This window comes from Acidovorax sp. DW039 (genome assembly GCF_037101375.1).
Taxonomy (GTDB): Bacteria; Pseudomonadota; Gammaproteobacteria; order Burkholderiales; family Burkholderiaceae_C; genus Acidovorax.
The window spans coordinates 128,499-151,156 of record NZ_AP029019.1 but is presented as its reverse complement, the minus strand read 5'-3'; the positions used below and the strand labels follow the sequence as shown (position 1 = coordinate 151,156).

The 22,658-nt window shown below is 64.6% G+C and carries 16 protein-coding genes; 10 read left to right on the top strand and 6 right to left on the bottom strand.

The window, feature by feature from the left end:
* Positions 1-35 precede the first annotated feature (35 nt).
* Positions 36-2,645 (top strand): ligase-associated DNA damage response DEXH box helicase, encoded by a 2,610-nt coding sequence (locus tag AACH87_RS00660; protein ID WP_338798810.1) that lies wholly within the window; start codon positions 36-38, stop codon positions 2,643-2,645.
* A gap of 140 nt (positions 2,646-2,785) precedes the next feature.
* Here the strand turns inward: AACH87_RS00660 and AACH87_RS00655 are convergent, their stop codons facing one another.
* Entirely contained in the window at positions 2,786-7,939 is a 5,154-nt protein-coding gene (locus tag AACH87_RS00655; protein ID WP_338796768.1) for an IPTL-CTERM sorting domain-containing protein, read from the bottom strand.
* A gap of 432 nt (positions 7,940-8,371) precedes the next feature.
* On the opposite strand from AACH87_RS00655, the gene AACH87_RS00650 reads away from it, so the two are divergent.
* Both AACH87_RS00650 and AACH87_RS00645 read left to right on the top strand, forming a co-directional pair.
* A complete protein-coding gene (locus tag AACH87_RS00650; protein ID WP_338796767.1) occupies positions 8,372-8,788 on the top strand; it encodes a hypothetical protein in 417 nt (138 codons plus the stop codon).
* Positions 8,745-9,059 carry a hypothetical protein gene (locus AACH87_RS00645; RefSeq protein WP_338796766.1) on the top strand — a complete coding sequence of 105 codons (315 nt, stop codon included), beginning with the start codon at positions 8,745-8,747 and terminating at the stop codon, positions 9,057-9,059. The genes AACH87_RS00650 and AACH87_RS00645 overlap by 44 nt, the downstream gene beginning before the upstream one ends.
* 73 nt (positions 9,060-9,132) lie before the next feature.
* On the opposite strand, the gene AACH87_RS00640 is transcribed toward AACH87_RS00645, so the two are convergent.
* Positions 9,133-10,443 carry a hypothetical protein gene (locus tag AACH87_RS00640; RefSeq protein ID WP_338798809.1) on the bottom strand — a complete coding sequence of 437 codons (1,311 nt, stop codon included), beginning with the start codon at positions 10,441-10,443 and terminating at the stop codon, positions 9,133-9,135.
* Between the two features lie 325 nt (positions 10,444-10,768).
* Here AACH87_RS00640 and AACH87_RS00635 point away from each other — a divergent pair, with 325 nt between their 5' ends.
* Positions 10,769-11,608: an SEL1-like repeat protein gene (locus AACH87_RS00635; RefSeq protein WP_338796765.1), complete on the top strand. Its 840-nt coding sequence runs from the start codon at positions 10,769-10,771 to the stop codon at positions 11,606-11,608.
* A gap of 186 nt (positions 11,609-11,794) precedes the next feature.
* On the opposite strand, the gene AACH87_RS00630 is transcribed toward AACH87_RS00635, so the two are convergent.
* Positions 11,795-13,111, bottom strand: a complete 1,317-nt coding sequence (locus AACH87_RS00630; protein WP_338796764.1) for an MFS transporter — start codon at positions 13,109-13,111, stop codon at positions 11,795-11,797.
* A 65-nt stretch (positions 13,112-13,176) separates the two neighbouring features.
* On the opposite strand from AACH87_RS00630, the gene AACH87_RS00625 reads away from it, so the two are divergent.
* Positions 13,177-14,076 carry a helix-turn-helix transcriptional regulator gene (locus AACH87_RS00625; protein WP_338796763.1) on the top strand — a complete coding sequence of 300 codons (900 nt, stop codon included), beginning with the start codon at positions 13,177-13,179 and terminating at the stop codon, positions 14,074-14,076.
* A gap of 21 nt (positions 14,077-14,097) precedes the next feature.
* On the opposite strand, the gene AACH87_RS00620 is transcribed toward AACH87_RS00625, so the two are convergent.
* Entirely contained in the window at positions 14,098-16,671 is a 2,574-nt protein-coding gene (locus AACH87_RS00620; RefSeq protein WP_338796762.1) for an EAL domain-containing protein, read from the bottom strand.
* 474 nt (positions 16,672-17,145) lie between these two features.
* On the opposite strand from AACH87_RS00620, the gene AACH87_RS00615 reads away from it, so the two are divergent.
* Positions 17,146-17,769, top strand: a complete 624-nt coding sequence (locus AACH87_RS00615) for a flavin reductase family protein (RefSeq protein ID WP_338796761.1) — start codon at positions 17,146-17,148, stop codon at positions 17,767-17,769.
* Positions 17,770-17,829: 60 nt separating this feature from the next.
* Here AACH87_RS00615 and AACH87_RS00610 read toward each other — a convergent pair whose 3' ends face one another.
* Complete coding sequence (locus tag AACH87_RS00610; RefSeq protein WP_338796760.1) at positions 17,830-18,321, bottom strand: Lrp/AsnC family transcriptional regulator; 492 nt, start codon at positions 18,319-18,321, stop codon at positions 17,830-17,832.
* 47 nt (positions 18,322-18,368) lie between these two features.
* Complete coding sequence (locus tag AACH87_RS00605; RefSeq protein ID WP_338796759.1) at positions 18,369-18,776, bottom strand: tautomerase family protein; 408 nt, start codon at positions 18,774-18,776, stop codon at positions 18,369-18,371.
* A gap of 176 nt (positions 18,777-18,952) precedes the next feature.
* Here AACH87_RS00605 and AACH87_RS00600 point away from each other — a divergent pair, with 176 nt between their 5' ends.
* The 4 genes from AACH87_RS00600 (at position 18,953) to AACH87_RS00585 (ending at position 22,460) form a co-directional block, all read left to right on the top strand.
* Entirely contained in the window at positions 18,953-19,921 is a 969-nt protein-coding gene (locus AACH87_RS00600; RefSeq protein ID WP_338796758.1) for a LysR substrate-binding domain-containing protein, read from the top strand.
* Positions 19,922-20,142: 221 nt separating this feature from the next.
* Positions 20,143-20,952 (top strand): transporter substrate-binding domain-containing protein, encoded by an 810-nt coding sequence (locus AACH87_RS00595; RefSeq protein WP_338796757.1) that lies wholly within the window; start codon positions 20,143-20,145, stop codon positions 20,950-20,952.
* A 63-nt stretch (positions 20,953-21,015) separates the two neighbouring features.
* The gene (locus AACH87_RS00590; RefSeq protein WP_338796756.1) at positions 21,016-21,720 is read left to right on the top strand and encodes an ABC transporter permease subunit; all 705 of its coding nucleotides are present in this window, start codon (positions 21,016-21,018) and stop codon (positions 21,718-21,720) included.
* The gene (locus AACH87_RS00585) at positions 21,717-22,460 is read left to right on the top strand and encodes an ABC transporter permease subunit (protein WP_338796755.1); all 744 of its coding nucleotides are present in this window, start codon (positions 21,717-21,719) and stop codon (positions 22,458-22,460) included. The genes AACH87_RS00590 and AACH87_RS00585 overlap by 4 nt, the downstream gene beginning before the upstream one ends.
* Positions 22,461-22,658 lie beyond the last annotated feature (198 nt).

Sequence of the window (22,658 nt, the reverse complement as noted above, 5' to 3'; positions counted from 1 at the left end):
GGCCCGACGCCCCGTCTGGCCCCGCCGCACAGTGGCTGCAGGGCCGGGGCTGGCAAGCCTTCGCATTCCAGCAGCAGGTGTGGCAGGCCATGGGCGAAGGTCGCTCGGGCCTGCTGCACGCAACCACCGGCGCAGGCAAAACCTATGCGGTGTGGCTGGGTGCCTTGCAGCATTTTTCGGCTATTACGCCCGTGGACAGTGCGCAAACAGCTCCCAAAAAAGGAGCAAACAAAGCCCCGCCGCTCACGGTGCTGTGGATCACGCCCATGCGGGCGTTGGCCGCAGATTCGCTGCGTGCGCTGCAAGAACCCTTGGCCGCGCTGGCCCCGCACTGGACCAGTGGCCTGCGCACGGGGGATAGCACCAGCGGCGAGCGCGCGGCGCAGGACAAGCGCCTGCCCACGCTGCTGGTGACAACGCCCGAGAGCGTGTCTCTGCTACTGGCCCGTGCCGATGCGCGCGAGCGGCTGAACAGCGTGCAACTGGTGGTGGTGGACGAATGGCACGAGCTGGTGGGCAACAAGCGGGGTGTGCAGGTGCAACTGGCGCTGGCACGCCTTTCGGGCTGGAACCCGGCGCTGCAGGTGTGGGGCATGTCTGCCACGCTGGGCAATCTGCAAGAAGCGCTTGCCACGCTGATACCCGCCCTGCCAACCCGCCCACCCCGTGCACCCCGCAGGCCCAAGCCCGTGCTGGTGCAAGGCCGCATCGACAAGACGCTGCAGGTCCAGGTGCTGCTGCCCGAACGCGTGGAACGCTTTGCCTGGGCGGGGCACATGGGCCTGTCGCTGCTGCCGCAGGTGGTGCAGTCGATTGAGGCGAGTGCCTCCACGCTGGTGTTCACCAACACCCGCTCGCAGGCCGAGCGTTGGTACCAGGCCCTGCTGGAGGCCCGGCCCGACTGGGCAGGCACCCTGGCACTGCACCATGGCTCGCTCAGCGCCGAGGTGCGCAACTGGGTGGAGGCGGGCCTCAAGCAAGGCACGCTGAAGGCGGTGGTGTGCACATCCAGCCTGGACCTGGGGGTGGACTTCCTGCCGGTAGAGCAGGTGCTGCAGATCGGCTCGGCCAAAGGCGTGGCGCGGCTGGTGCAACGTGCAGGCCGCTCGGGCCACGCACCGGGGCGCACCTCCAGCATCACGCTGGTGCCCACGCACAGCCTGGAACTGGTCGAGGCCGCCGCCGCCCGCCATGCGCTGGCCGAAGGCCGCATTGAAGACCGGCACACGCCACGCGCACCGCTGGATGTGCTGGTGCAGCACCTGGTGACGGTGGCCCTGGGCGGAGGCTTCACCCCCGACGCCCTGTTGGCCGAAGTGCGCCGCGCACCGGCTTACGCAGGGCTGGCAGACAACGACTGGAACTGGGCGCTGCAGTTTGTGCGCCAGGGCGGTGCCTCGCTGGCCAACTACCCGGACTTTCACCGCGTGGTGCCCGATGAGGAGGGCGTGTGGCGCATGCCAGACGCCAGACTGGCGCGCCGACACCGCAGCAACATCGGCACTATCGTGAGCGATGCGAGCATGCAGGTGCAGTTTGTGAGCGGCGGGCGGCTGGGCTCGGTGGAAGAGAGCTTCATGGCGCGGCTCAGGCCCGGCGATGTGTTCATGTTTGCAGCCCGCCTGCTGGAGCTGGTGCGCATTCAGCAGATGACGGCCTATGTGCGCACGGCCCCCAAAGGCAGTGCTGCCCTGCCGCGCTGGAGTGGTGGGCGCATGCCCCTGTCGAACACGCTGGCCGATGCCATGCTGGTGCAGCTGGAGCGCGCCGAGCGTGGCATTTTCGACAGCCCTGAAATGCACTGCGCGCAGCCTTTGCTGGCGCTGCAGGCCGCCTGGTCGGCACTGCCCACACCCAGCCGCCTGGTGGCCGAAACATTGCAGACGCGAGAGGGCTGGCACCTGTACCTGTACCCGCTGGCCGGGCGGCTGGTACACATGGGGCTGGCGGGGCTGCTGGCCTGGCGCGCATCGCAGCAGGTGCCCAACACCTTCTCCATCGCCGTCAACGACTATGGGCTGGAGCTGCTGTCTGCCAAACCGGTGGACTGGCCCGCGCTGCTGCCGCATCTGGTGGGCGACGCCACCCACAGCACCGTGGGCAGCGGGCTTGAGCATGAGGTGCTGGCCAGCCTGAATGCCACCGAGATGGCCCGCAGACGCTTTCGGGAGATTGCGCGCATCGCCGGGCTGATCTTCCAGAGCCACCCCGGTGAGCAGCGCAGCAGCCGCCAGCTGCAGGCCTCCTCTTCCCTGTACTACGACGTGTTCGCCCAATACGACCCGGACAACCTGCTGCTGGCCCAGGCCCGGGCCGAGCTGCTGGTGCAGGAGCTGGACATGGACCGCCTGGCGCGCACACTGCAGCGCATGAAGGCGCAGACCCTGTCCGTGCACCCCTTGCAGCGCCCCACCCCGTTTGCGCTCCCCCTGATGGTGGAGCGCTTTCGCGAACGGCTCAGCACCGAGAGCCTGGGCGACCGCCTGGAGCGCATGGTGCAGGCCCTGGAACAAGCCGCGGATGACACGATGGGTACACACTTGGCAGCAACCCACGACACCACGCACTGGGATCTGGCCCGCGAAGTGCCCGACGGCCAACCCGGTCACCGTGGCCGCCGCACCAGGCGACGACACGGGTTCTGATCACCGGACGACATCCCCGGGCAAAGAGGGCGCCAAAACGGTTGCACCCGGAGTTAGCTATATTTTTGATAGCTTCCCGCGCTTATCCATCAAGCGCAAGCAGCCTATTGCATTACTTGCGCTGCAGTACGGAGCCAGCCTCACGCCCCACGTCTGCGCAACGCCCCCATCCCCAGCGCAGCGGCCAGCAGTGACATCAGCACCATCGCCCATTCGCTCAAGGTGGGAATCGATTGGGCAGCGGTTGGCGCTGCAGGCAACAGCAATGGCGCAAAAGGATCGCTGATGCTGTTGGCATTCGGATCACTATCGCCCACTCCGTTGTCCGCCACGGTGTAACTGATGCTATCGGCGGTAATGCTGCCATGGGCAAACCAGCTACTGACCGTGGCGCCTGCAGTGGCAGGGCCGTATTTGTAGGGCGTCAGTCCAGTCAGGCGGCCTGCTGGGTAGTCAATGCGCACGGACAAGTTCGTGGATGCGCAACCACTACCTGCTGCGGTAAAGCGGAATACACCCGCTGGTGCAGAAGCTCCGGCAGGAGCCGCAGCGGGAAGTGTGCTGTTGATATCCACGCTACCTACCGTGCAGCCGGGCGGAGCACCGATCTGCACGCTGGCCGTGCCCCCTCCGGGCAGTGCCAAGCCGGATTGGCTATAGACCTGCGGCACGGCAGTCACGCTGGCCGAGGCCACACTGTCCCCCACACTGCTGGAAGCCTTCACGGTAAAGGTATAGCTGGTACCGTTGGTAAGGCCGTTGATCGTGCAGCGCGTAGCCGGCGCATTCACCGTGCAGGTACCACCGGGTACACCGGTCACCGTGTAGGTTAACAACGCACTTCCACCATTGCTGGCAGGGGCAGTCCAGGTCAACAGCACAGCACGGTCTCCAGCTAAGGCTGTGAGGCCCGTGGGCGCAGTGGGCACGCTGGCCTGCGGGGTCGCCGTGACGCTGGAAGACGCAGCGCTGTCCCCCACACCGTTGGTGGCCTTGACGGTGAAGGTGTAAGCCGTTCCATTGGTCAGCCCCTCAATCGTGCAGGTGGTAGTGGTCACCTGACAGGTGCTACCGGCACTGCCACTCACGGTGTAGTACTGGATGGGGCTGCCGCCGTTGCTGGCAGGAGCCGTCCAGCTCAGCGTCATGCGACCGTTGCCCGGTGTGGCGACCAGGCCGGTCGGGGTGTCTGGTACGCTGGCCAGTGGGGTAGCCGAAGCGCTGGCCGAAGCAAGACTGTCGCCCACAGTATTGGTGGCCTTCACCGTAAAGGTGTAGACGGTTCCAGGAGTCAGTCCTTCGATGGTGCAGGTGGTGGTGGTCACCTGACAGCTTCCTCCTGGGGTGCCGCTCACGGTGTAGTGCTGGACGGGGCTGCCGCCGTTGCTGGCAGGAGCCGCCCAGCTCAGCGTCACGCGTCCATTGCCTGCGGTAGCGACAAGACCCGTCGGGGCATCAGGCACGCTGGCCAAAGGGGTGGCTGAGGCAGAGGCTGACGCCGGGCTGTCGCCCACACCGTTGGTAGCCTTGACTGTGAAGGTGTAAGCCGTGCCATTGGTCAGACCTTCGATGGTGCAAGTTGTGGAGGTCACTTGGCAGTTGCCACCGGGGTTGCCAGTCACGGTGTATTGCAGGATGGGACTTCCGCCGTCGCTGGCGGGGGCTGTCCAGCTCAGCGTCACGCGGCCATTACCCGCCGTGGCGACCAGGCCTGTCGGGGTGGACGGAGCACCGATTTGCACCATTACAAACTGCGAGCGTGCCGTGGCCGAAACGTAGCGGAAGTTGTCACTGCCTGAGCCACCGGGCTGCAGAGCCCGCACACCACACCAGTAGCCCACCTTGCCCGGCAAAACGGTGAGCGTATTGCCAGCCACCGTGCAGACATCGGGCGTCCAGGTGTCAAAACCCACGGCCAGGCTGCTGCTGGACGTAGCGCTCAGCGCAGAGGCAGAGCCAGCGCTTGGCGAGGCCAAGTCTGGGAAAGTGATTTCTTGGCCTGCGGAAATCCGGGTGGGCACGCTGCGAGACGTAGACGTGCCGTCGCCCAATTGACCAAACTGGTTGTATCCCCAACATTGGAGTGCACCGCCCGTGGTGAGCGCGCATGAGTGACTGCTACCGAGGGCGATAGTCTGCAACCCGGTGACAAGCCCTGACACCGCTACCGGCGTGCTATGGCTAGAGGTGGTCCCGTCGCCCAGTTGACCTGCGTTATTGGAGCCCCAGCACTGCGTGGCCCCCGTGATGGTTACGGCGCAGGAATGGTTCTCGCCTGCTGCCACTTGCTGAACGCCGCTGCTCAGGCCCGATACCGTGACCGGCGTGGTGCGTCTGGTCGTCGAGCCATCTCCCAATTGACCCTCAAAGTTGCCGCCCCAGCACAGGACCCCACCGGTGCCCGCCACAACACAGGTGTGGTTCTTGCCAGCAGTAATCGCCTGCACTTCGCCACCCAGACCGGCCACTGCCGCGGGGCTGGTCCGGTTGACCTGCGTGCCGTCGCCCAATTGACCAGAGAAGTTATAGCCCCAGCAGAGGACGCTGGCTGCATCTGTGAGAGCGCAAGCGTGATTCCCCCCCAGCACCACGGACTGCACCCCGCTGGAGAGGCCGGTCACCGCCGTGGGGGTGTTACGGTTGGTGGCAGAGCCATCGCCCAACTGGCCCGCGTTGTTATCACCCCAGCATTGCAAGGCTCCTGCGGTGGTGACGGCGCAGGTGAAATCACCGCCTGCGGCGATGGACTGCACCCCGCCAGACAACCCCGATACCGGGACTGGCGTTTTACTGAACGTGTTGGTGCCATCCCCGAGCTGGCCAGCACCATTGCTGCCCCAGCAAAGCACGGCGCCTGCCGAGGTCAACGCGCAGGTGTGGCGCGTGCCAGCAGCAAGCTGGATGACGCCACTGGGCAGGCTTTCAACGGCCACGGGCAAGGCTCGGTCGGTTTCGGTGCCATCGCCCAGCTGTCCATATCGGTTATCGCCCCAACAGAAAGCACCGCCAGCCACGGTCAATCCGCAAGAGTGGTTGTCGCCTGAAACAATGGGTGATGTGCTGCGGCCGAATCGTTGGACGGCCCTTGGGGCCGAACGATTTGTCGTGGAACCATCACCAAGCTGCCCGTTGCCGTTATAGCCCCAGCAGTAGATCGTTTTGCTAACCGTCAGCGCACAGGTATGCGAACTTCCCGCCGATACCGAGTCCACACCAGTACCTAATCGGGTAATCAGGGCAGGAGTGCTACTGGTGTTGGACCCGATGCCTAACTGACCGAGAGTGTTGTCACCCCAGCAGTACAACTCGGCCAGTGAGGTTCGTGCACAGGTGTGTGTCGTCCCTGCAGAGATGCGTTGCACCCCGCTACTTAAAGTAGGAACTGCCACTGGCACATTGCTGGCAGCGCTGGTGCCGTTACCCAGCTGGCCGATGTCGTTTCTGCCCCAGCAATAAACAGCTCCCGAAGTCGTGACAGCGCACGTGTATTCAGACCCTGCCACGATCTCCTGAACTCCACTGCCGAGCCCCGAGACTGGCACTGGCACACTGCTGTTGTTATGGTCCGTTCCATTGCCCAACTGGCCGTAGAAGTTCGCCCCCCAGCAATGTGCGGCGCCCGCGTTGGTCACAGCGCAGGTTTGAAAGTAACCCGCCGCAATCGACTGCACGGTGGCACCCAGGCTTGCGACAGCGACTGGTGCGTTGCTGAAGTTCAGGGTGCCATCACCCAATTGGCCGTAGGGGTTCGCACCCCAGCAGAAAACCTTGCCTGAGGTGGTCAGCGCACACGTGTGTGCATAACCCGCTGCCAGCGACTGTACAGCTTCGCTCAGGCCTTGGACGGACTTAGGTACGGAACTGAAGTTGCTATTGGTCCCATCGCCGAGTTGACCATTACCGTTATAGCCCCAGCAAGATACGGTGCCACCAGCCATCAATGCGCAGGTGTGATTTGAGCCGACGACGATTGACAAAACGCCCTGAGACAACCCGGACACCGCTATAGGCATGCTACTGGCGTTGCTGGAGCCGTTGCCCAATTGGCCACTATCGTTTTTGCCCCAGCAATAAACCGCTCCGTTCACGGTCACCCCACAGGTATGTTCAGCCCCTGAGGCAACCTGCTTTACTTCCTCACGCAACGGCAGCGCGCTGCCGAGGCCCAGCACAGGGACCGGAACAGAGCTATCGGTCAAGGAACGATTGCCCAGTTGGCCCTTGTCGTTACGCCCCCAGCAATAAAGTGCGCCTGCGGTAGTGACTGCGCAGGTGTGGCTGTAGCCCTCTGCAATCATTTGCACGGTGTTGCCCAGCCCTGGGACAGGCCCCGGCGTATTGCGGCTGCTGGTAGACCCATCGCCCAAGCCAAGAGCAGTCCCCCAGCACGACACGCCACCGCTGGTGGTCAGTGCACAGGTGTTCATGGAACCCGCTGCCACCTGCTTAACGCCACTTCCAACACCAGACACTGTCAACGGCGTCGTGCGGTTTGAACTAGTTCCATCGCCCAATTGCCCATAGGTGTTACTTCCCCAGCATTGCAGGGCATTTGCCACCGTCACTGCGCAGGTGTGGTACAGGCCCACCGCAATGTTTCGCACGCTACCCGAGAGATTTTCCACAGCCACTGGCACATCTCTTGGGCTCGTGGAGCCATTGCCGAGCTGCCCCGAACCATTGCTGCCCCAACAATAGACAGCGCCAGCCGCAGTGGCAGCGCAGGTGTGTTCCAGCCCGGCTGCAATCGACCGCACCCCGCTGCCCAGGTTCTGCACCGCCTTGGGAACATTGCTGAAGGTGGTAGAGCCATCGCCCAGTTGACCTTGAGCGTTTTGCCCCCAGCACATAGCTGCGCCCGCCGTGGTCACCGCGCAGGTGGAGTAATTGCCCGTAGCAACCTGCAAGACGCCACCCGCGAGGCCTTGAACCGCTTGGGGCACATTGCTGTTCACCATGGAACCATTGCCAAGTTGACCGATCGCGTTCTCCCCCCAGCAATAGAGCGCGCCTGCGGTGGTCAGCGCGCAGGTGTGCGATGCGCCCGTAGCAATCGACTGCACTTCGCCACTGATTCCCTGCACTGCCGTAGGAACATCGCGATTTGTCGTGGTGCCGTCCCCGAGTTGCCCTTTGGAGTTGTCTCCCCAACAGAGGACAGACCCCGATGTGGTCAAAGCACAGGTGTGCCCGACACCTAGAGCTGCTTGCTGGACGCCTTCCCCGAACAGGGTTGCTGGCGCAGGTTGCGCAAAGGCATGGTTGCTCCAACATGCAACGAAACAGGCCAGCATGGTCAACGCACAGAAATGGCAGAAGAAACGCAACAAAAGCGCGGATAGCCAAGTGCTGCGACACAAGCGTGGGGGTGTGAGGTTTAGAGAAAATTCAAGCATAGGAAATGAATGAATGCCCATGAGGCAGGCAGCAGCCTGTGGGGCGACGTCCGCGGCTGTCTTTCTATGAAGCAATCTACGTGTGTGGTTGAGGTCACCACACAGATGTTTAAAAAATGTATACGAGTGAATCGATGCCGCGCTTCACACAAAAAGACTAGGCGGTGCGACTTGACAACCACAAAAAACGCAGGGCGTCGTGGCCTCCCCACCATGCCACTCCCTTTGTGACCGCTTTCCAAGGCCTTTTGAGGAAAGCCGATCTAGTCCGCTGCACGGCCCAGGCACGCTGCATTTGTGGCAGCTATGCTCTCCTGCACAACTCCCATCATGCTCACCAACAACGCACGGATCCCAGGCGCTTGCACACTCCCCCTGCCCTGCGGCACCACACTCTGGCTGCTGCCAGGGCGTGCCGTGTGGTGGCCCGACGCCGCTTGCCTGCTCGTCGCCGATGTGCACTTTGGCAAGGCCGCCAGCTTTCGCCATGCGGGCCTGCCCGTGCCCAGCGGCACCACGGCGGACAACATCGCGCGGCTGGATGCGCTGCTGGCCGACACGGCGGCGCGCAGGCTGGTGTTTCTGGGCGATTTTCTGCATGCGCGCAGCGGCGCACAACCTGCGCTGTGGCAGCAACTGCGTGCCTGGCGCGCCCGACATGTCCAAGTGGCCATGGACCTGGTACTGGGTAACCATGACCGGCATGCCGGTACCCCCCCCCACCGATCTGGACATTGCGCTGCGTGAGGAGCCCTGGGCACCCGTTGCGTCAGCCCCTGTGCTGGCGGCGCACCACCCGCACAAGGTGGCAGGGCTCACCGTGCTGGCAGGGCACCTGCACCCGTGCGTGGTGCTGAACGGCCCTGCCCGAGACCGCGTGCGCCTGCCCTGCTTTGCATGGCAGCCAGGGCTGCTGGTGCTGCCTGCGTTTGGCGCTTTTACGGGCAGCCATGCCCAGTCGCTGCCCGAGGACGCGCGTGCTTACGCGGTGGCAGGCAACCGGGTTGTGCCGCTGTAGGCAGCAGGAGCCTGTGCAAAGGGGCGAGTTCACTGCAGCCCCGGCGCACCGCCGATTTCAAGGATGCAGTGGACTAGGGCCTCTTGCGATCAGGCACGCGGTTGCTCAGTGGTGCGGGCTGGTAGTCCGGCACAAATGCGCAGCCCTTGCCGAAGCGGGACTCAAATGCAGTGCACTGGCTGGCAATGGATGCGGCCGTGGGCTTGTCGCCTTGTTCTACCCAGCGCAGCAAAGCCGACATCAGGGTGGGGTAAGTGGGGTGGCTCAGGTAGCTGTGGCCGCTGTGGTTGGTAAAGGTCTGGACCAGATGCCCGCTGGTGCCTGCCTTGTCCATGGTGGCTTTGAACACGCTGTCCAGTTCGACAAATGCAGTCGGGTCGTGGATGCCCTTCACCGTGAGCACGGGCACAGGAATAGCACCCGTGGGGTCGGTGTCCTGGGCAAAGCGGGTCAGTGCGGTGGGGTCTGCCGGGTAGCGCAGCACGGCAGCGTTCAGCGCGGCGTCGTCGCCAGAGCCACGGTAGTACACGCCTTCATTCCCAAACGGGCTGGCGCCTGCGGTGCGGTTCTGCACCACGTCCCGGAAGTGGAAGGTGGCCCAGCTCATGTGGCTGTGTATAGAGCTGGCCGGTATACGAATCACATCGGTGATGACTTTGACCTTGCGCTGCTGCTCAGGGCTGCGGGCGGACGCAGGCTTGTCCAGTCCCAGGCATTCGTTCAAGCGGCCTTGCAGGTCGGCCTGCGTCATGTGGGCATCTGCAGGCAGGCCGATGTTGAGGGGGTAAGCAGCTTCAGTGGGCCGGGGGTGGTTGTTGCACAGATACTGGTACACCACGCGCAGGTCGGTGCGGAAGTCGTATGAACGCGAGCCTCCCGCCAGCACGCCGCTGGTGAGCAGCACGGCATCGTAGGGCCGCTTGCCGTCTGCCGTCGTGGTGAACATCTCTGCAGCACGGGCCGCTACGCTGGCCCCCCAGGACTGCCCGTGCAGGATGGTGCGCTGCGGCCGTGCCACCTGGGTCACGAAGATCTGGCGCAGGCGCTCGGTGTCTTGCGCGGCAGAGCGCACTGCCACGCCCCCCTGGCGGAAGGTGCTGCCTGCCCACGCATAGCCTGCTCTCACCATGATGGCCCAGCGCTCCAGGTCTTCAACGGCGCGCTCGGGCTTGGGCGCGCCCAGCGCCGGGCCGCCGTGGGCGTGCAGCACCAGGTGGCCGTTCCACTGGTTGGGCAGCGCGATCAGGTAATACGCTCCAGCGGAGTCCTGGCCCGAGAGGCAGCGCGCTATGGAAGCCACCGCCTTGGGGCAGGTGGTGGCCGTGGGGGTACCTTCCGGTGCATTGAACCGAGGCTGCGGGGGCGGTGCCGCACAGCCCCCCAAAGCCAACGCCAGTGCGAGGGCAGCAAAACGGTTCAGGCAAGGCGCATTCCGTGAAAAGTGGGGCACTATGGCGGCTCCTCTGTATGGGTGTGGATAGGCATCGTAAGGAGCGCCATGGGCAGCGTCAAATGCAGCCATGGACGGGCAACGCGCCCCCTGTACAGCGCAGTTTGCACTGCCGCCTCACCTCTGCCAAAAACTGCACACCCACTGCATGTAACCGTTAGCAACGTGAGCACCCTGGCGCAGGATCGCAGGCAAACTCGCTCCACCTGTTTCCAAACCACCATGCGGCTGCGCGAGGAGCGCCCCGCCGCCCACCACCATGACACACCTGCCATCACGCACCCCTGTCCTGTCCCGCTGGATCACCGCCTTGTGCCTGGGCACCGCCTTGCTCACCAGCGGGGCCTGGGCGGGCACCGCCGAGGGCGTGCGCGCCTACGACAAGGGCCAGTTCCCCCAGGCCCTCAAAGAGCTGCAACCTGCTGCACAGGCAGGCGACGCAGAAGCCCAGTTCCACATGGGATTGATGCATGACTTTGGCCGGGGTGTGCCGCTGGACCACACGAAGGCAGCGGCCTGGTACCGCAAGGCCGCAGAGCAAGGCCATGCCGATGCGCAGTACCACTTGGCCGTGTCCTACGACGATGGCGAGGGCGTGCCACAGGACTACAAGCAGGCCGTGTACTGGTACACCAAGGCGGCCAATCAAGGGCTGGCCAAGGCGCAATACAACCTGGGCGTTTCGTACGACAAGGGCGAGGGCGTGGCCAAAGACCACAAGATCGCCGCCCAGTGGTACCGCAAGGCCGCTGATCAGGGCGACTCGGATGCCCAATACAACCTGGGCGTGGCCTATGACGAAGGCGAAGGCGTAGAACAGGACCACAAGCAGGCCGTGGACTGGTACCGCAAGGCGGCTGCACAGAACCATGCACGCGCGCAGTTCAACCTGGCGGTGTCTTACGATGACGGCGAAGGGGTGGCGCAGGACAAGAAGCAGGCGGTGTACTGGTACACCAAGGCGGCTGAGCAGGGAGACTCCGATGCCCAGCAAAACCTGTCCATCATGTACGCCAAGGGCGAAGGCGTTGCGCGTGATGCGGCCAAGTCACGCTACTGGGCCCGCAAGGCCAGCGAATCCCGGGCACGCGGTAACTGACCCGCCAAAGGAACACTGAGAGCGGCGAACACAACCCAGCGAAGCGGCCCTGGCCAGGCGTTCCGTCGCTGGCAGTACACGGGGTACGACAAGACGGGACAACGACGCCAGGGGGGTTGTGTTAGCCGCTCTAAAGAAAAAGGGCCTCTTGCGAGGCCCTTTTTCTTGTGGCGGCAATTGCAGGGTTTAACCTGCCGCAACGGCCGTGGGGCGAGCCAGTCGCGCAGCCACCCCCACGCCCACCAAGGCTGCAGACACCACACTCAAGGCCAGTGTGGCGGCAGAACCCAGGAAGATGCCCGAGGTCATGCCATGGTCCAGCATGGCGCCAAAGACGGGGGCAGACAGGCAAAAGCCCAGGTCCAGGCCAGAGTACACGGTGCCGTAGACACGGCCCGTGGCGCCTGGAGGCGCAGCGCGTTTGATGAGCATGTCGCGCGAAGGGCCCGCCAGACCGGTACCCAGACCGGCCACCGACGCCACCACCACAGCCGCCATGCCGGGCAGCAGGCCCGTACCCACCAGCACCAGCAATGCAGCCGAACCCAGAAGACAGATGGAGATGACCTTCTCCAGCCGCTGCACGCGGCCCACCAGAAATCCGCCCACGACCATGCCCGCAGCACCGCACAGCATGTAGCCTGTCACCACCATGGCCGTCAGGCTCAGCGGCAGGCCATACATGGACTGCAGCGCGGGGCTGGCAAAACTCTGGATGGCGCTGAGCGCACAGGTGCTCCAGAAGAAGAACGAGAAGCACAGCCACACCGAGGGCAGCTTGAGGAAGGCCATGGGATGTTCCGCCTTGGCGGGCTGGGCACTCGCCCCCTTGGCCTGATGCGCCCACTCGCCCTTGCGGTCGTCCAGCGCATCGCGGTTGAGAACCATGATGGTCAGCACCAGCAGCGCGAACACCGCACCGCTCAAGCTGGCGGCTCGCCACGAGCCCGTGGCTGTAGCAATGCCTGCCATGAAGACTGGCGCAGTGGCCCAGCCCAGATTGCCGCTGATGCCGTGCACGGCAAACCCGTGGCCCAGGCGCTGGGGCGACACGCGCTTGTTCAGGATGGTGAAGTCCACCGGGTGGAACGGTGCGTTGCCCAGCCCTGCCAACGCCGCTGCCACCACCAGGCCTGCATAGCCCTGGGCAGTGCCTGCCACCAGGCCCGACGCAGCAAAGCTCGACAAGGCAAAGAACATGATGGGCCTTGCGCCCACGCGGTCCACCAGAAAGCCGGACAGCGCCTGCCCCACACCCGAGATCACGAAGAACACCGAGACCAGCAGCCCGAGTTCGGAGTAGCTGAACCCGAACTCCCGGATGAGCCACGGAAACAGCGGTGGCAGCAACATGTGGAAAAAGTGCGAGCTGCCATGCGCCAGCCCCACCAGACCGATGGTGCGAGCGTCCTGGCGCAGCGGCACGGCGTTGGCTGCGCCGGGGCTCGAAGTGCCTGCCTGCTCAGCAGCCCGAGAAGTTTTGCCTGTGGATGCGGTTGTCATGGGCTTGATCTTAGGCAAGCGAGGCGCGGCAGGTTTACGATAGTCGGCCAACTTCTATCGCCAACATGCCAAAGCCCTCTGCCCCCGCCGCCGATGAGGCCCCCCACCGCCGCAGGCCACGCAACGTTTCGTATGTGGATTCGATGACGCCACATCTGTTCGTGCCCACAGCCCGCAGGCCTGTGCGGGCCAAGGTGCGGCAACTGCGGGCCGACACCCGCGTGATGCCGCACAGCCACCCGTGGGCCCAGGTGGCTATCTCCACCACGGGGGTGATCCAGCTCACGGTGGATCGGGGCACCTACATCGTGCCGCCTTCGCGTGCGTTGTGGATACCGCCGGGCATGGTGCACGCCGTCACCATGGTGGAGGATGCCGAGATGCGCACGCTGTACTTCCACCAGCCACGCGGGCGTTGCGGCCCCCATGCCCTGGGCAGCGGCGCGCGGGGCCAGGATCAAACCCTGTGGAGCCAGTGCCGTGTGCTCGAAGCCTCTGATCTGCTGCGTGCCGTGGTGCGCGAAATGCCCACCCAGCCCGACGATGCGCCGCCGCCGGACACTGCCACCCTGCTGCGCGAAAAGCACCTGAGTGCGTTGATATGCGATGAGCTGGCGCGCGCAGCCACCGTGAAACTCGGAGTAGACCTGCCCCACGACAAACGCCTGCGCCACCTGTGCGAAGCCGTGCTGGCAGACCCCACACGCCACGCCACGCTGGAGGCCTGGGCCAGCGACACCGGAGCCAGCCTGCGCACCGTGGCACGGCTCTTCCGTACCGAGCTGGGCAGCACCTTCACGCAGTGGCGGCAGCAGGTCATTCTGGCCAAGGCCGTGTCACTTGCCGCGGGGCGCATGCCGGTGGGCCAGATTGCGGCAGAGCTGGGCTACAGCCCCAGTGCATTCAGCGCCATGGTGCGCAAATCCGTAGGGCAGCCGCCCGGGCAGTTTCTGGGGCAGAGGTAGATAGGCTATGAGCCTATATCTTCAGGCCAAAGGCGCGGGCAGCGGACCGGGCATGGCAAACAGGAAGCCCTGCCCCAGGTGGCAGCCCAGCGCGCGCAAGGCTTCCGCCTGCTCCTGGGTCTCGATCCCTTCGGCCACCACACTCAACCCCAGCGACCCCGCCAAAGCCACCACTGCACGCACTACCGCGGCGCTGGCGCTGCCCTCGTTCGCGGGGCTTTCGGTCAACGGTGCCACAAAGCTGCGGTCAATCTTGAGCGTGAGCAGCGGGAAGCGGTGCAGATAACCCAGAGAAGAGTAGCCCGTGCCAAAGTCGTCCAGCGCCAGCGACATGCCATGGCTGCGCAATTCATTGAGCAATTGACAGGTCCGCTCCGGGTCGTCAATCAGCGCCCCTTCGGTGATCTCAAGGCACAGTCTTGATGCGGGCAACCCCGCCCGGTGCAGCATGTCCAGCAATTGCTGGCAAAAGTGCGGGTTGCGGAAATGCCGGGGCGCCACATTCAGCCCCAGGTAGCCCGTGAAGTCCTTGCGGGCAGCGATGGTCTCGCAGGCACTGGTAAAGATGAGCCAGTCAATCGCTTCCATGCTTCCGCTGTCTTCCGCCACCTGCAGAAAGTCGGCGGGTTTGAGCAGGCCCTGCGTGGGGTGCCGCCACCGCACCAGTGCCTCATAGCCCAGCACCCGCCCATCCTGGAGCGAAACAATGGGCTGGAAATGCGGAACGAACTGGCGCTGCTTGAGGGCAGACCACAGCGCGTTTTCCAGTGTCAGCACACGCAGTGCATCGGTGTGCAGATGGGCGTCGTACAGCTCAAACCTGCGCCTGCCGTTGAGCTTAGCGCGGTACATGGCGGTATCCGCATTGCGCAGCAAATCGGTGGCTGCAGCCTCCGGCTGGTCACACAGCATGATGCCGATGCTCACCGAGGTGAAAAGGTGCTTGCCCTCCACCGGCATGGGTTCGTCCAGCACCTGCAGCATGCGTTGCGCAAGCCGCGCTGCGGCCTCCACGGTGTGGGCATCGTTGACCAGCACGGCAAACTGGTCTCCGCCCACGCGGGCAATCATGTCGGAGTCCCCCAGCGTGGACTGGAGCCGACGGCCAATCTCGCGCAGCACTTCGTCTCCGGCATGGTGGCCCATGCTTTCATTGACGAGCTTGAAGCGGTCCACGTCGATGAACATGACGGCAAACCGCCGCATGCTATGGCGCTGCAGCCGGGCCTGCAGCCAGGCCAGCCGCTCGAGCAGGTAGCTGCGGTTGGGCAGGCCGGTCAGCGCATCGTGCAGCACCTGGTGCTGCAGCTGCGCCTCCACCCGCTCCCGCACGGCAATCTGCTCTTCGAGCTGGTCGGTGCGCTCGGCCACGCGCTGCTCCAGCTCGGCATTGGCGCGGCGCAGCGATTCGGTGGTGCGGCGGCGCACCAGGCTGCTGGCGATCTGGTGCGAGACAAAGCTCAGCAACAGGCGGTCACGATCGGAGTACAGCACCTCGGGCTGATAGCTTTGCACCGCGATCACGCCGAGGGTGCGGCCATCACACACCAGCGGCACGCCCAGCCATGAATTGGCGCGCGGCCCCACGGTCTGGAACAGGCCCTGGGCAATCATCTCGTCCGCCTCGGCCCTGTTGACCAGCAGCGGCTTGCGGGTGCGCAGCACGTATTCGGTCAGCCCCCGGCCCATCCGGCGCGAGATGCCCTGCCCGCCTTGTTCATCAATGTAGTATGGGAAGTGCAGCTCCTGCCCATCTTCCGAGACCAGAGCGATGTAGCAATTGCGCGCATTGATGAGATCGCCCACGATCTCGTGCACCGCGCTGTAGAACGCATCCATCGTGCCCACATCATTGGCACACTCGGCAATCCGGTAGAGCGCGGCCTGCAACCGCTCGCCACGCTGGCGGCGCGCCACTTCGGCCAGCAGGGCCTGGTTGGCACGGGCCAGCTCTGCTGTGCCTGCCTGCACCGCCTGCTCCAGCGCCTTCTGGCTTTGCTTGCGCTGCACTGCGTTGAGCACATGGCTGGCCACAAACTCCAGCAGGGCCTGCTCTTCGGGGCCATAGCGGTTGGGCTGGTCATAGCTTTGCACCACCAGAGCCCCACGCACCTGCCCGCCCTGCCCGCCTTCACGCAGGGGTACACCCAGCCAGTCTTGCGCGTTGGCACCGCGTGCGCGCAGGGGGCCGGGCACCTGCTGGGCCAGCGCCTGCATGGAGCCCCTGCGGGGCAGGCCGTCACGCACCACGTACCACGTCAGGGCCTGGGCATAGTCGTCCATGGCGATTCGCTCGCCCGGCTGGTGAAGGTCGGGCGTCGCCTCGTCCACCATGTAGATGAATTCCAGGCTATCGGTCTCGGCGTCGTACAGCGCCATGAACAGATTGCGCGCATACATGAGCGACCCCACGATGGCATGCAGCCGGGGCAGCATGTGGGACATCTCCAGGTCGGAACTGGACAGCTCCGAGATGGCGAAGAGCGCCCTTTGCAGTCGCTCTGCCTGCTCCGCCCGATGTACCGCTGCGCGCAGGCGCTCCAGTTCACTGGAGGTAACCTCGGCGTCGTTGAGCGGGGAGCGCGTTTCGTTCATGGCGGGCAATATCCTGCACATTGTTGCGCAAGCCAGGGGCTGCGACGGGCTGCCCGCGAGGAATACCGCACGAACAAGGCCTTGGGAACAGGCCAACGTTGCGCTGACGCACCAGTCACGCGGGGCGGCAGGCACCCAAGGCGCGCGTACCGCGAAATTTGTAAAAAACTGTACTCAAAAACGCTTGGAGGCACCTTCGGGACGGCAAGGCAGCCAACCCCTCTTTACGCTACTTGGAAGCAGCTACCTTCTTGCCTGAAAAGGGAGAAGACAGCAGGCGCCAGTCCATCACAAATGCAACACTTGCTGACACACTGTGGGCGAAAACCGCCTCCACGTTGATGCGAACAACGCGACCCGTTATGTCGCCCAAGCGGAGTCTCTTGGCGCAGGGAGATGATTACTGGTCAAAAGACCCTCTAGCGCTTGCAATACCAGCGCAAGCAGCTATATTTTCAGGAGCAAAGGAATTCCATGACCCCACGCACCCTGCACAGCTACGAGCCCCGCAAGGGCCACGGCCTGCCGCACGATCCGTTCAACGCCATCGTGGGCCCCCGGCCGATTGGCTGGATCTCCAGCCGCAGCGCTCAAGGCACTGTCAACCTTGCGCCCTACAGCTTCTTCAACGCATTCAACTATGTGCCCCCCATCGTGGGCTTCGCCAGCATCGGAGCCAAAGACACCCTGCGCAACATTGAGGAGACGGGCGAATTTGTCTGCAACCTCGCCACACGCGCCTTGGCCGAGGCCATGAACCAGACCTGCGCTGCCGTGCCGCCTGAGGTGAACGAATTTGAACTGGCAGGCCTGACGCCCCTGCCCGGCACCCAGGTGCAGGTGCCCCGCGTGGCAGAGAGCCCCGTGACGCTGGAATGCCGGCGCACCCAGGTGCTGCAGCTGCAAGGAGCCGACGGCGTAGCCGTGCCCACATGGCTGGTGCTGGGCGAAGTGGTGGCTGTGCACATTGACACCGCCCTGCTCAAGGACGGGGTGTACGACACCGCCAACGCGGGCCACATCCTGCGTGCAGGCGGCCCGGCGGATTACTTCACGGTGGGGCCGGAGCAGTTGTTCAAGATGTACCGTCCCCGCTGATCAGACCGCCTGCAGCGCCGCGGCGAAGCACAGACACAGGCCAGGCCCCGGTGCTGCGAGCTATGCGCTGGCAGAGCCTTCGCCCGTCGTATCCACAGGCACGTACAGGCTGTTCTTGATGGTGTCGATCACCACATGCGTGGTCATGCGCGCAATCTGGGGAATGTCGTTCATCAGGCGCGCTGCCAACGCATCGTAGGCTTTCACGTCCCGCGCGACGATGACCATCATGATGTCGAAATTGCCGGTGACGTAGTACACCTGCTGCACCCCCGGCTCATTCTGCGACCAGCTGCGGATGCGGGGCAGCGCATCGTAGTTGTCCTTGACCTCCAGCCCGGCCAGAAAGGTCATGACCCCGCCCACGGCCTGCGGGTTGACCACCGCCACCTCGGCGCTGATCACCTTGTCGGCCCGCATGCGCCGCAAGCGCCGCTGCACGGCCGATGCCGACAGACCCACCTCCTGGGCGATGACCTCGGCGTTCATCTGGCAGTCGCGCTGCACCAGGGCCAGAATTTTGCGGTCAAAGAGGTCAAGGCTTGCGTCCATGCGCGGCATTTTAGGGGGCCATCCGGGCCACGCTTGCGCCGCGTTCTTCAGGTTCCGGTGCCCCGGTTCTGCACCAGGCCCATGGCAAACCGCCCTTCGCCTACCGACCAATCCGAGTAGTCGTTTTCGTGCATGAAGATGAAGACATCCCCCGGACTCACATCGGCGCGGCTGTGCAGCTGGCTGGCAATCGCCTCGTAGAGCGCGCGCTTCATCGCATCGCTGCGCCCACGGCGCAAGGTGATTTCCACCACCACGACATTGTCTGAGCGCACCACGCCGTTGAACGTGCGGCTGCAGGCAAAGTCACCCGGCTGGTAGCTCGCCACCATGTTGAACAGCTCATCCTCAGGCATGCCAATGCTGTGCACCAGCGCATCGTGGATGCCTTGGACGACGGCCTGGCGCACAGGTGCGGACATGTGGTGAGGGACATTGGTGCGGATGAAGGGCATGGAGATCCTTTGGCCTTGAGTTTCGTAAAAATCAAAAAGCAGAAACCCGACACCGTGTTCAGGCCGCCTGCATCACACTCGCGTCCAACAACGGAGTTCAGGCTGAATTCTGAAAAATCCATAGCGCACTGAAAAGCGATGATTGCGCTCGTTTTATGTGCATAAAAATCAAATAGATGAGCTACCGACTTCCCCCACTGGGCGCACTGCGCGCCTTTGAAGCCGCGGCCCGCCTGGGCCGCATGACGGCTGCAGCGCAAGAGTTGTGCGTGACTCCCGGTGCCATCAGCCGACAGGTTCGCCAGCTGGAGGAGCACCTGGGCGTCGCCTTGTTTGATGGCAGCAAAGTGCGCCCCACCCTGACCCCGGCGGCGCAGATACTGCAGCCCGCGCTGAGCCAGGCCTTTCGGCAAATGGCGGATGCCGTGCGGGAGGTGAGCGACCCCGCCCGCGGGCCGCTGGATGTGGCGTGCTTCAGCACCCTTGCCGTCAAGTGGCTGCTGCCGCGCCTGTTTGACTTTCAGGCGCGGTATCCCGACATCGATGTCCGCCTGCGCACCAGCGCGGCCGAGACGGGTGATGGTCCTTCCCGCTGCGATCTGGTCATCACCGCAGAAGCGGTGGCCCCCAGAACGACAGCAATGCCCGCCCCGCAAGACTCTCAGCACCTGTTCATGGAATACCTGGGCCCGGTGCTGAGCCCGGCCCTGGCACAACGAGTGGCCTCGCCGCTGCAATCCCCTGGCGATCTGCTGGCCCCCGCATGGCAGCCACTGCTGCTGCGCACCCGCACGCGGCGCAATGCATGGGCCATGTGGGCGGCAGCGGCCCAGACGAACCCGGCGCTGCAAACCCAGGCATTTCCCGGCCAGGACGGCCCGGAGTTCGAGCACTACTACTTCACCCTGGAAGCTGCCGTGCGCGGCCTGGGTGTGGCGGTTGCACCGTGGCATCTGGTGGTGGACGATGTGCAGGCGGGCAGACTGCTGGCCCCCTGGGGATTCGTGGCCTCGGGCTACCACTACGTGATGCAGCGCCGCTCTGAAGCCCCGCTGCCGCGCCTTGACACCTTCTGCGCCTGGCTGCGCCAGCAGGCCCAGGGGCATCCGCAGCCTCCCAACGGCCAAGCGCAGTTCAGCGCGTAAACGGCAGAACATGCGGCCAAACCGCGCGACAAAACCACACTGCGCACAAAGTCAGCACAGTGGCTGCTGAATTTGCCGCCTAGCCGCAAGTTTGTTGGCAATACTCATGGGCTTTTCTGAAGGGTTGTTGCAGGCCTGAAGCCCTGTTCAGCCCACCCGCAGCCAGCAGGCTTCACCCCGCGGCGCGCAGCAGCAAACCCATAACGATCTGGAGCAGGAAGATGTTCAAACGCAATGCCTTGAAATGGCTGGCAGCTGGCGGTATCGCCTTCACAGGACTGGCATCCACGGCACACGCCCAGCCAGCCACTACCGATGTGGTGCGCATTGGCACCCTGTCTGACTACGCCCCCTTTGAATACAAGGACGCCAACGGCCAGCTCAAGGGCATGGAGATTGAACTGGCCCACGCCATGTGCAAGCACATGCAGGCCAAGTGCGAGTTCGTGACCATGGACTTTGACGCCCTCATCCCCGCCCTGCGCGCCAGGAAGATCGACGCCGTGCTGGCGCAGATGTCCATCACCGAAGAGCGCAAGAAGGCGGTGGACTTCACCGACCTGTTCACCCTGGCCCCCGTGCAATGGGTGGCCAAGACGGGCTCGGGCATCACCGACAACCCCGAAACCCTGCGCGGCAAGACCGTGGGCATCTACAGCGGCAGCAACCACGAGACCTACCTGAAAAAGCGCCTGCCCACGGCCAAGTCGGGCATCCGCGTCAAGGCCTATCCCTCGCAAGACCCCATCTGGCTGGATATGGAGGCAGGCCGCGTGCAGGCCACGCTGACCGACACCACCGTGGCCTACGACTGGCTGGCCAAGACCGGCAAGGCCAAGGGCTTTGAACTGGTGGGCAAGCCGATTGATGACGTGGCAATGTTTGGCGAAGGCACGGGCATTGCCGTGCGCAAGGGCGACCCGCTGCGCGCGCGCTTCAACGCCGCCATCAAGCAAGTGCTGACCGACGGCACGTTTGCAGCAGAGAACAAGAAGGTCTTCCCTTTCAGCATCGCCCCCACCGCCAAGTAATCGACCCGTGGCACAACGGCCCGGCACACTGCCGGGCCGTTGTGCTTTTTTGTGGAGAACCCTTTGGAGTTGCTGACAGGCCCCCTGGCGGACTATGCCCTGCCGCTGCTGCAGGGCGTATGGGTCACGCTGCAGCTGGCGTTTGCTTCGCTGACGGTGGGCTTGCTGCTGGGGCTGGCCCTGGCAGCCTGCCGCTTGAGTGCACGCTCCTGGCTGCGGCGCGGGGTGGGTCTGGCCACAGCCTTGCTGCGCGGTGTGCCTGAGTTTGTGATCGTGCTGGTGTGCTACTTCGGGCTGTCCAACCTCATCAACAACCACCTGGACGGGGCCATCGAGATCAGCCCTTTTGGTGCGGGCGTGTTTGCCCTGTCGGTGGTTTTTTCGGCCTACGCCAGTGAGGTGTTTCGCGGGGCTTTTGCCGCCGTGCCCGCGGGGCAAGTTCTGGCCGCGCAGGCCCTGGGCATGCGGCCCGCACAGGTGTTCTGGGTGGTGCGCCTGCCGCAGGCCTGGCGCATTGCGCTGCCCAGCCTGGGCAACCTGTGGCAGTCGCTGCTCAAGGACACATCGCTCGTGTCCGTGGTGGGGCTGGAAGACCTGCTCAAGAAGGCCCAGATGGGAGCGCAGTTCACCCACCAGCCGTTTGTGTTTTACCTTGCTGTGGCAGCAGCCTATCTGGCCTTGCTGGCACTGTCGCACCCTGTGCAGGCCGCGCTGGAACGCCGCGCCCAGCGCGGATATGAGCCCCACCTGCAAGGGGGCACAGCATGAGCGCCGATGGCCTGACCCTGACCTCGTGGTTCGCCAATCTGCCTGCGGACTGGCTGGAGACTTGGGAGTCTGTGCAAGCTGCGTGGGACCCGATGCTGGACGGCTTGTGCGTGACTGCGGGCCTGCTGGCGGGCTCTGCACTGCTGGGCACTGCGCTGGCACTGGTGCTGGCCATCGCCACGGCCATGGGGCCGCGGCCGGTGGCAACAGCAGCCCGGCTGTATGGCGCGCTGGTGCGCGGCACGCCCCTGCTGGTGCAACTGTTTCTGGCGTACTTCGGCCTCAGCCAGTTCGAGGCCGTGCGGCAATCATCGCTGTGGTGGTTGCTGGAAGACGCCACCTGGTGCGCGCTGGCGGTGCTGTCGCTGAACCTGGCTGCCTACATGGCACAAGACCTGCGCGCGGGCCTGCTGGCCGTGCCGCTGGGCGAACGACAGGCGGCCATGGCTCTGGGCTTCACCCCCTGGCAAAGCATGCGCTGCATCGTGCTGCCGCGGGCGCTGCGCATTGCCCTGCCCGCGCTGGGCAACCAGGCCATTGCCCAGCTCAAGGCCACCGCGCTGGTCAGCACCATCACGGTGCTGGACCTCACGGGCGCAGCGCGCCAGCTCTCGGTGGCCTCGTACACCACCGACGCGCTGCTGGTGGCAGGAGCCCTTTATGCCACCCTGACCCTGGGTATCGTGGCCTGCGTGCGCTGGCTGGAGCGGCGCTGGGCGCGCAGGGCACAGGGGCTGTGAGCCCCCCCTTTCCGGCTACCTTGCGTGCATTGCAGGGCTGCCGCGCATCCCTGGCGGCGAATGCCGGATTTGTGCATTTGAGCGCCTGAAAAGCGGCCACCCCGCACAGGGCCTGTCGTACCTTTGCCGGGCTTGCCTGCGGCGGCTCATGGCACCTGCAGCCCCTTTTCCAAGCCCCATTTCGTAGCCCCCCTTTTT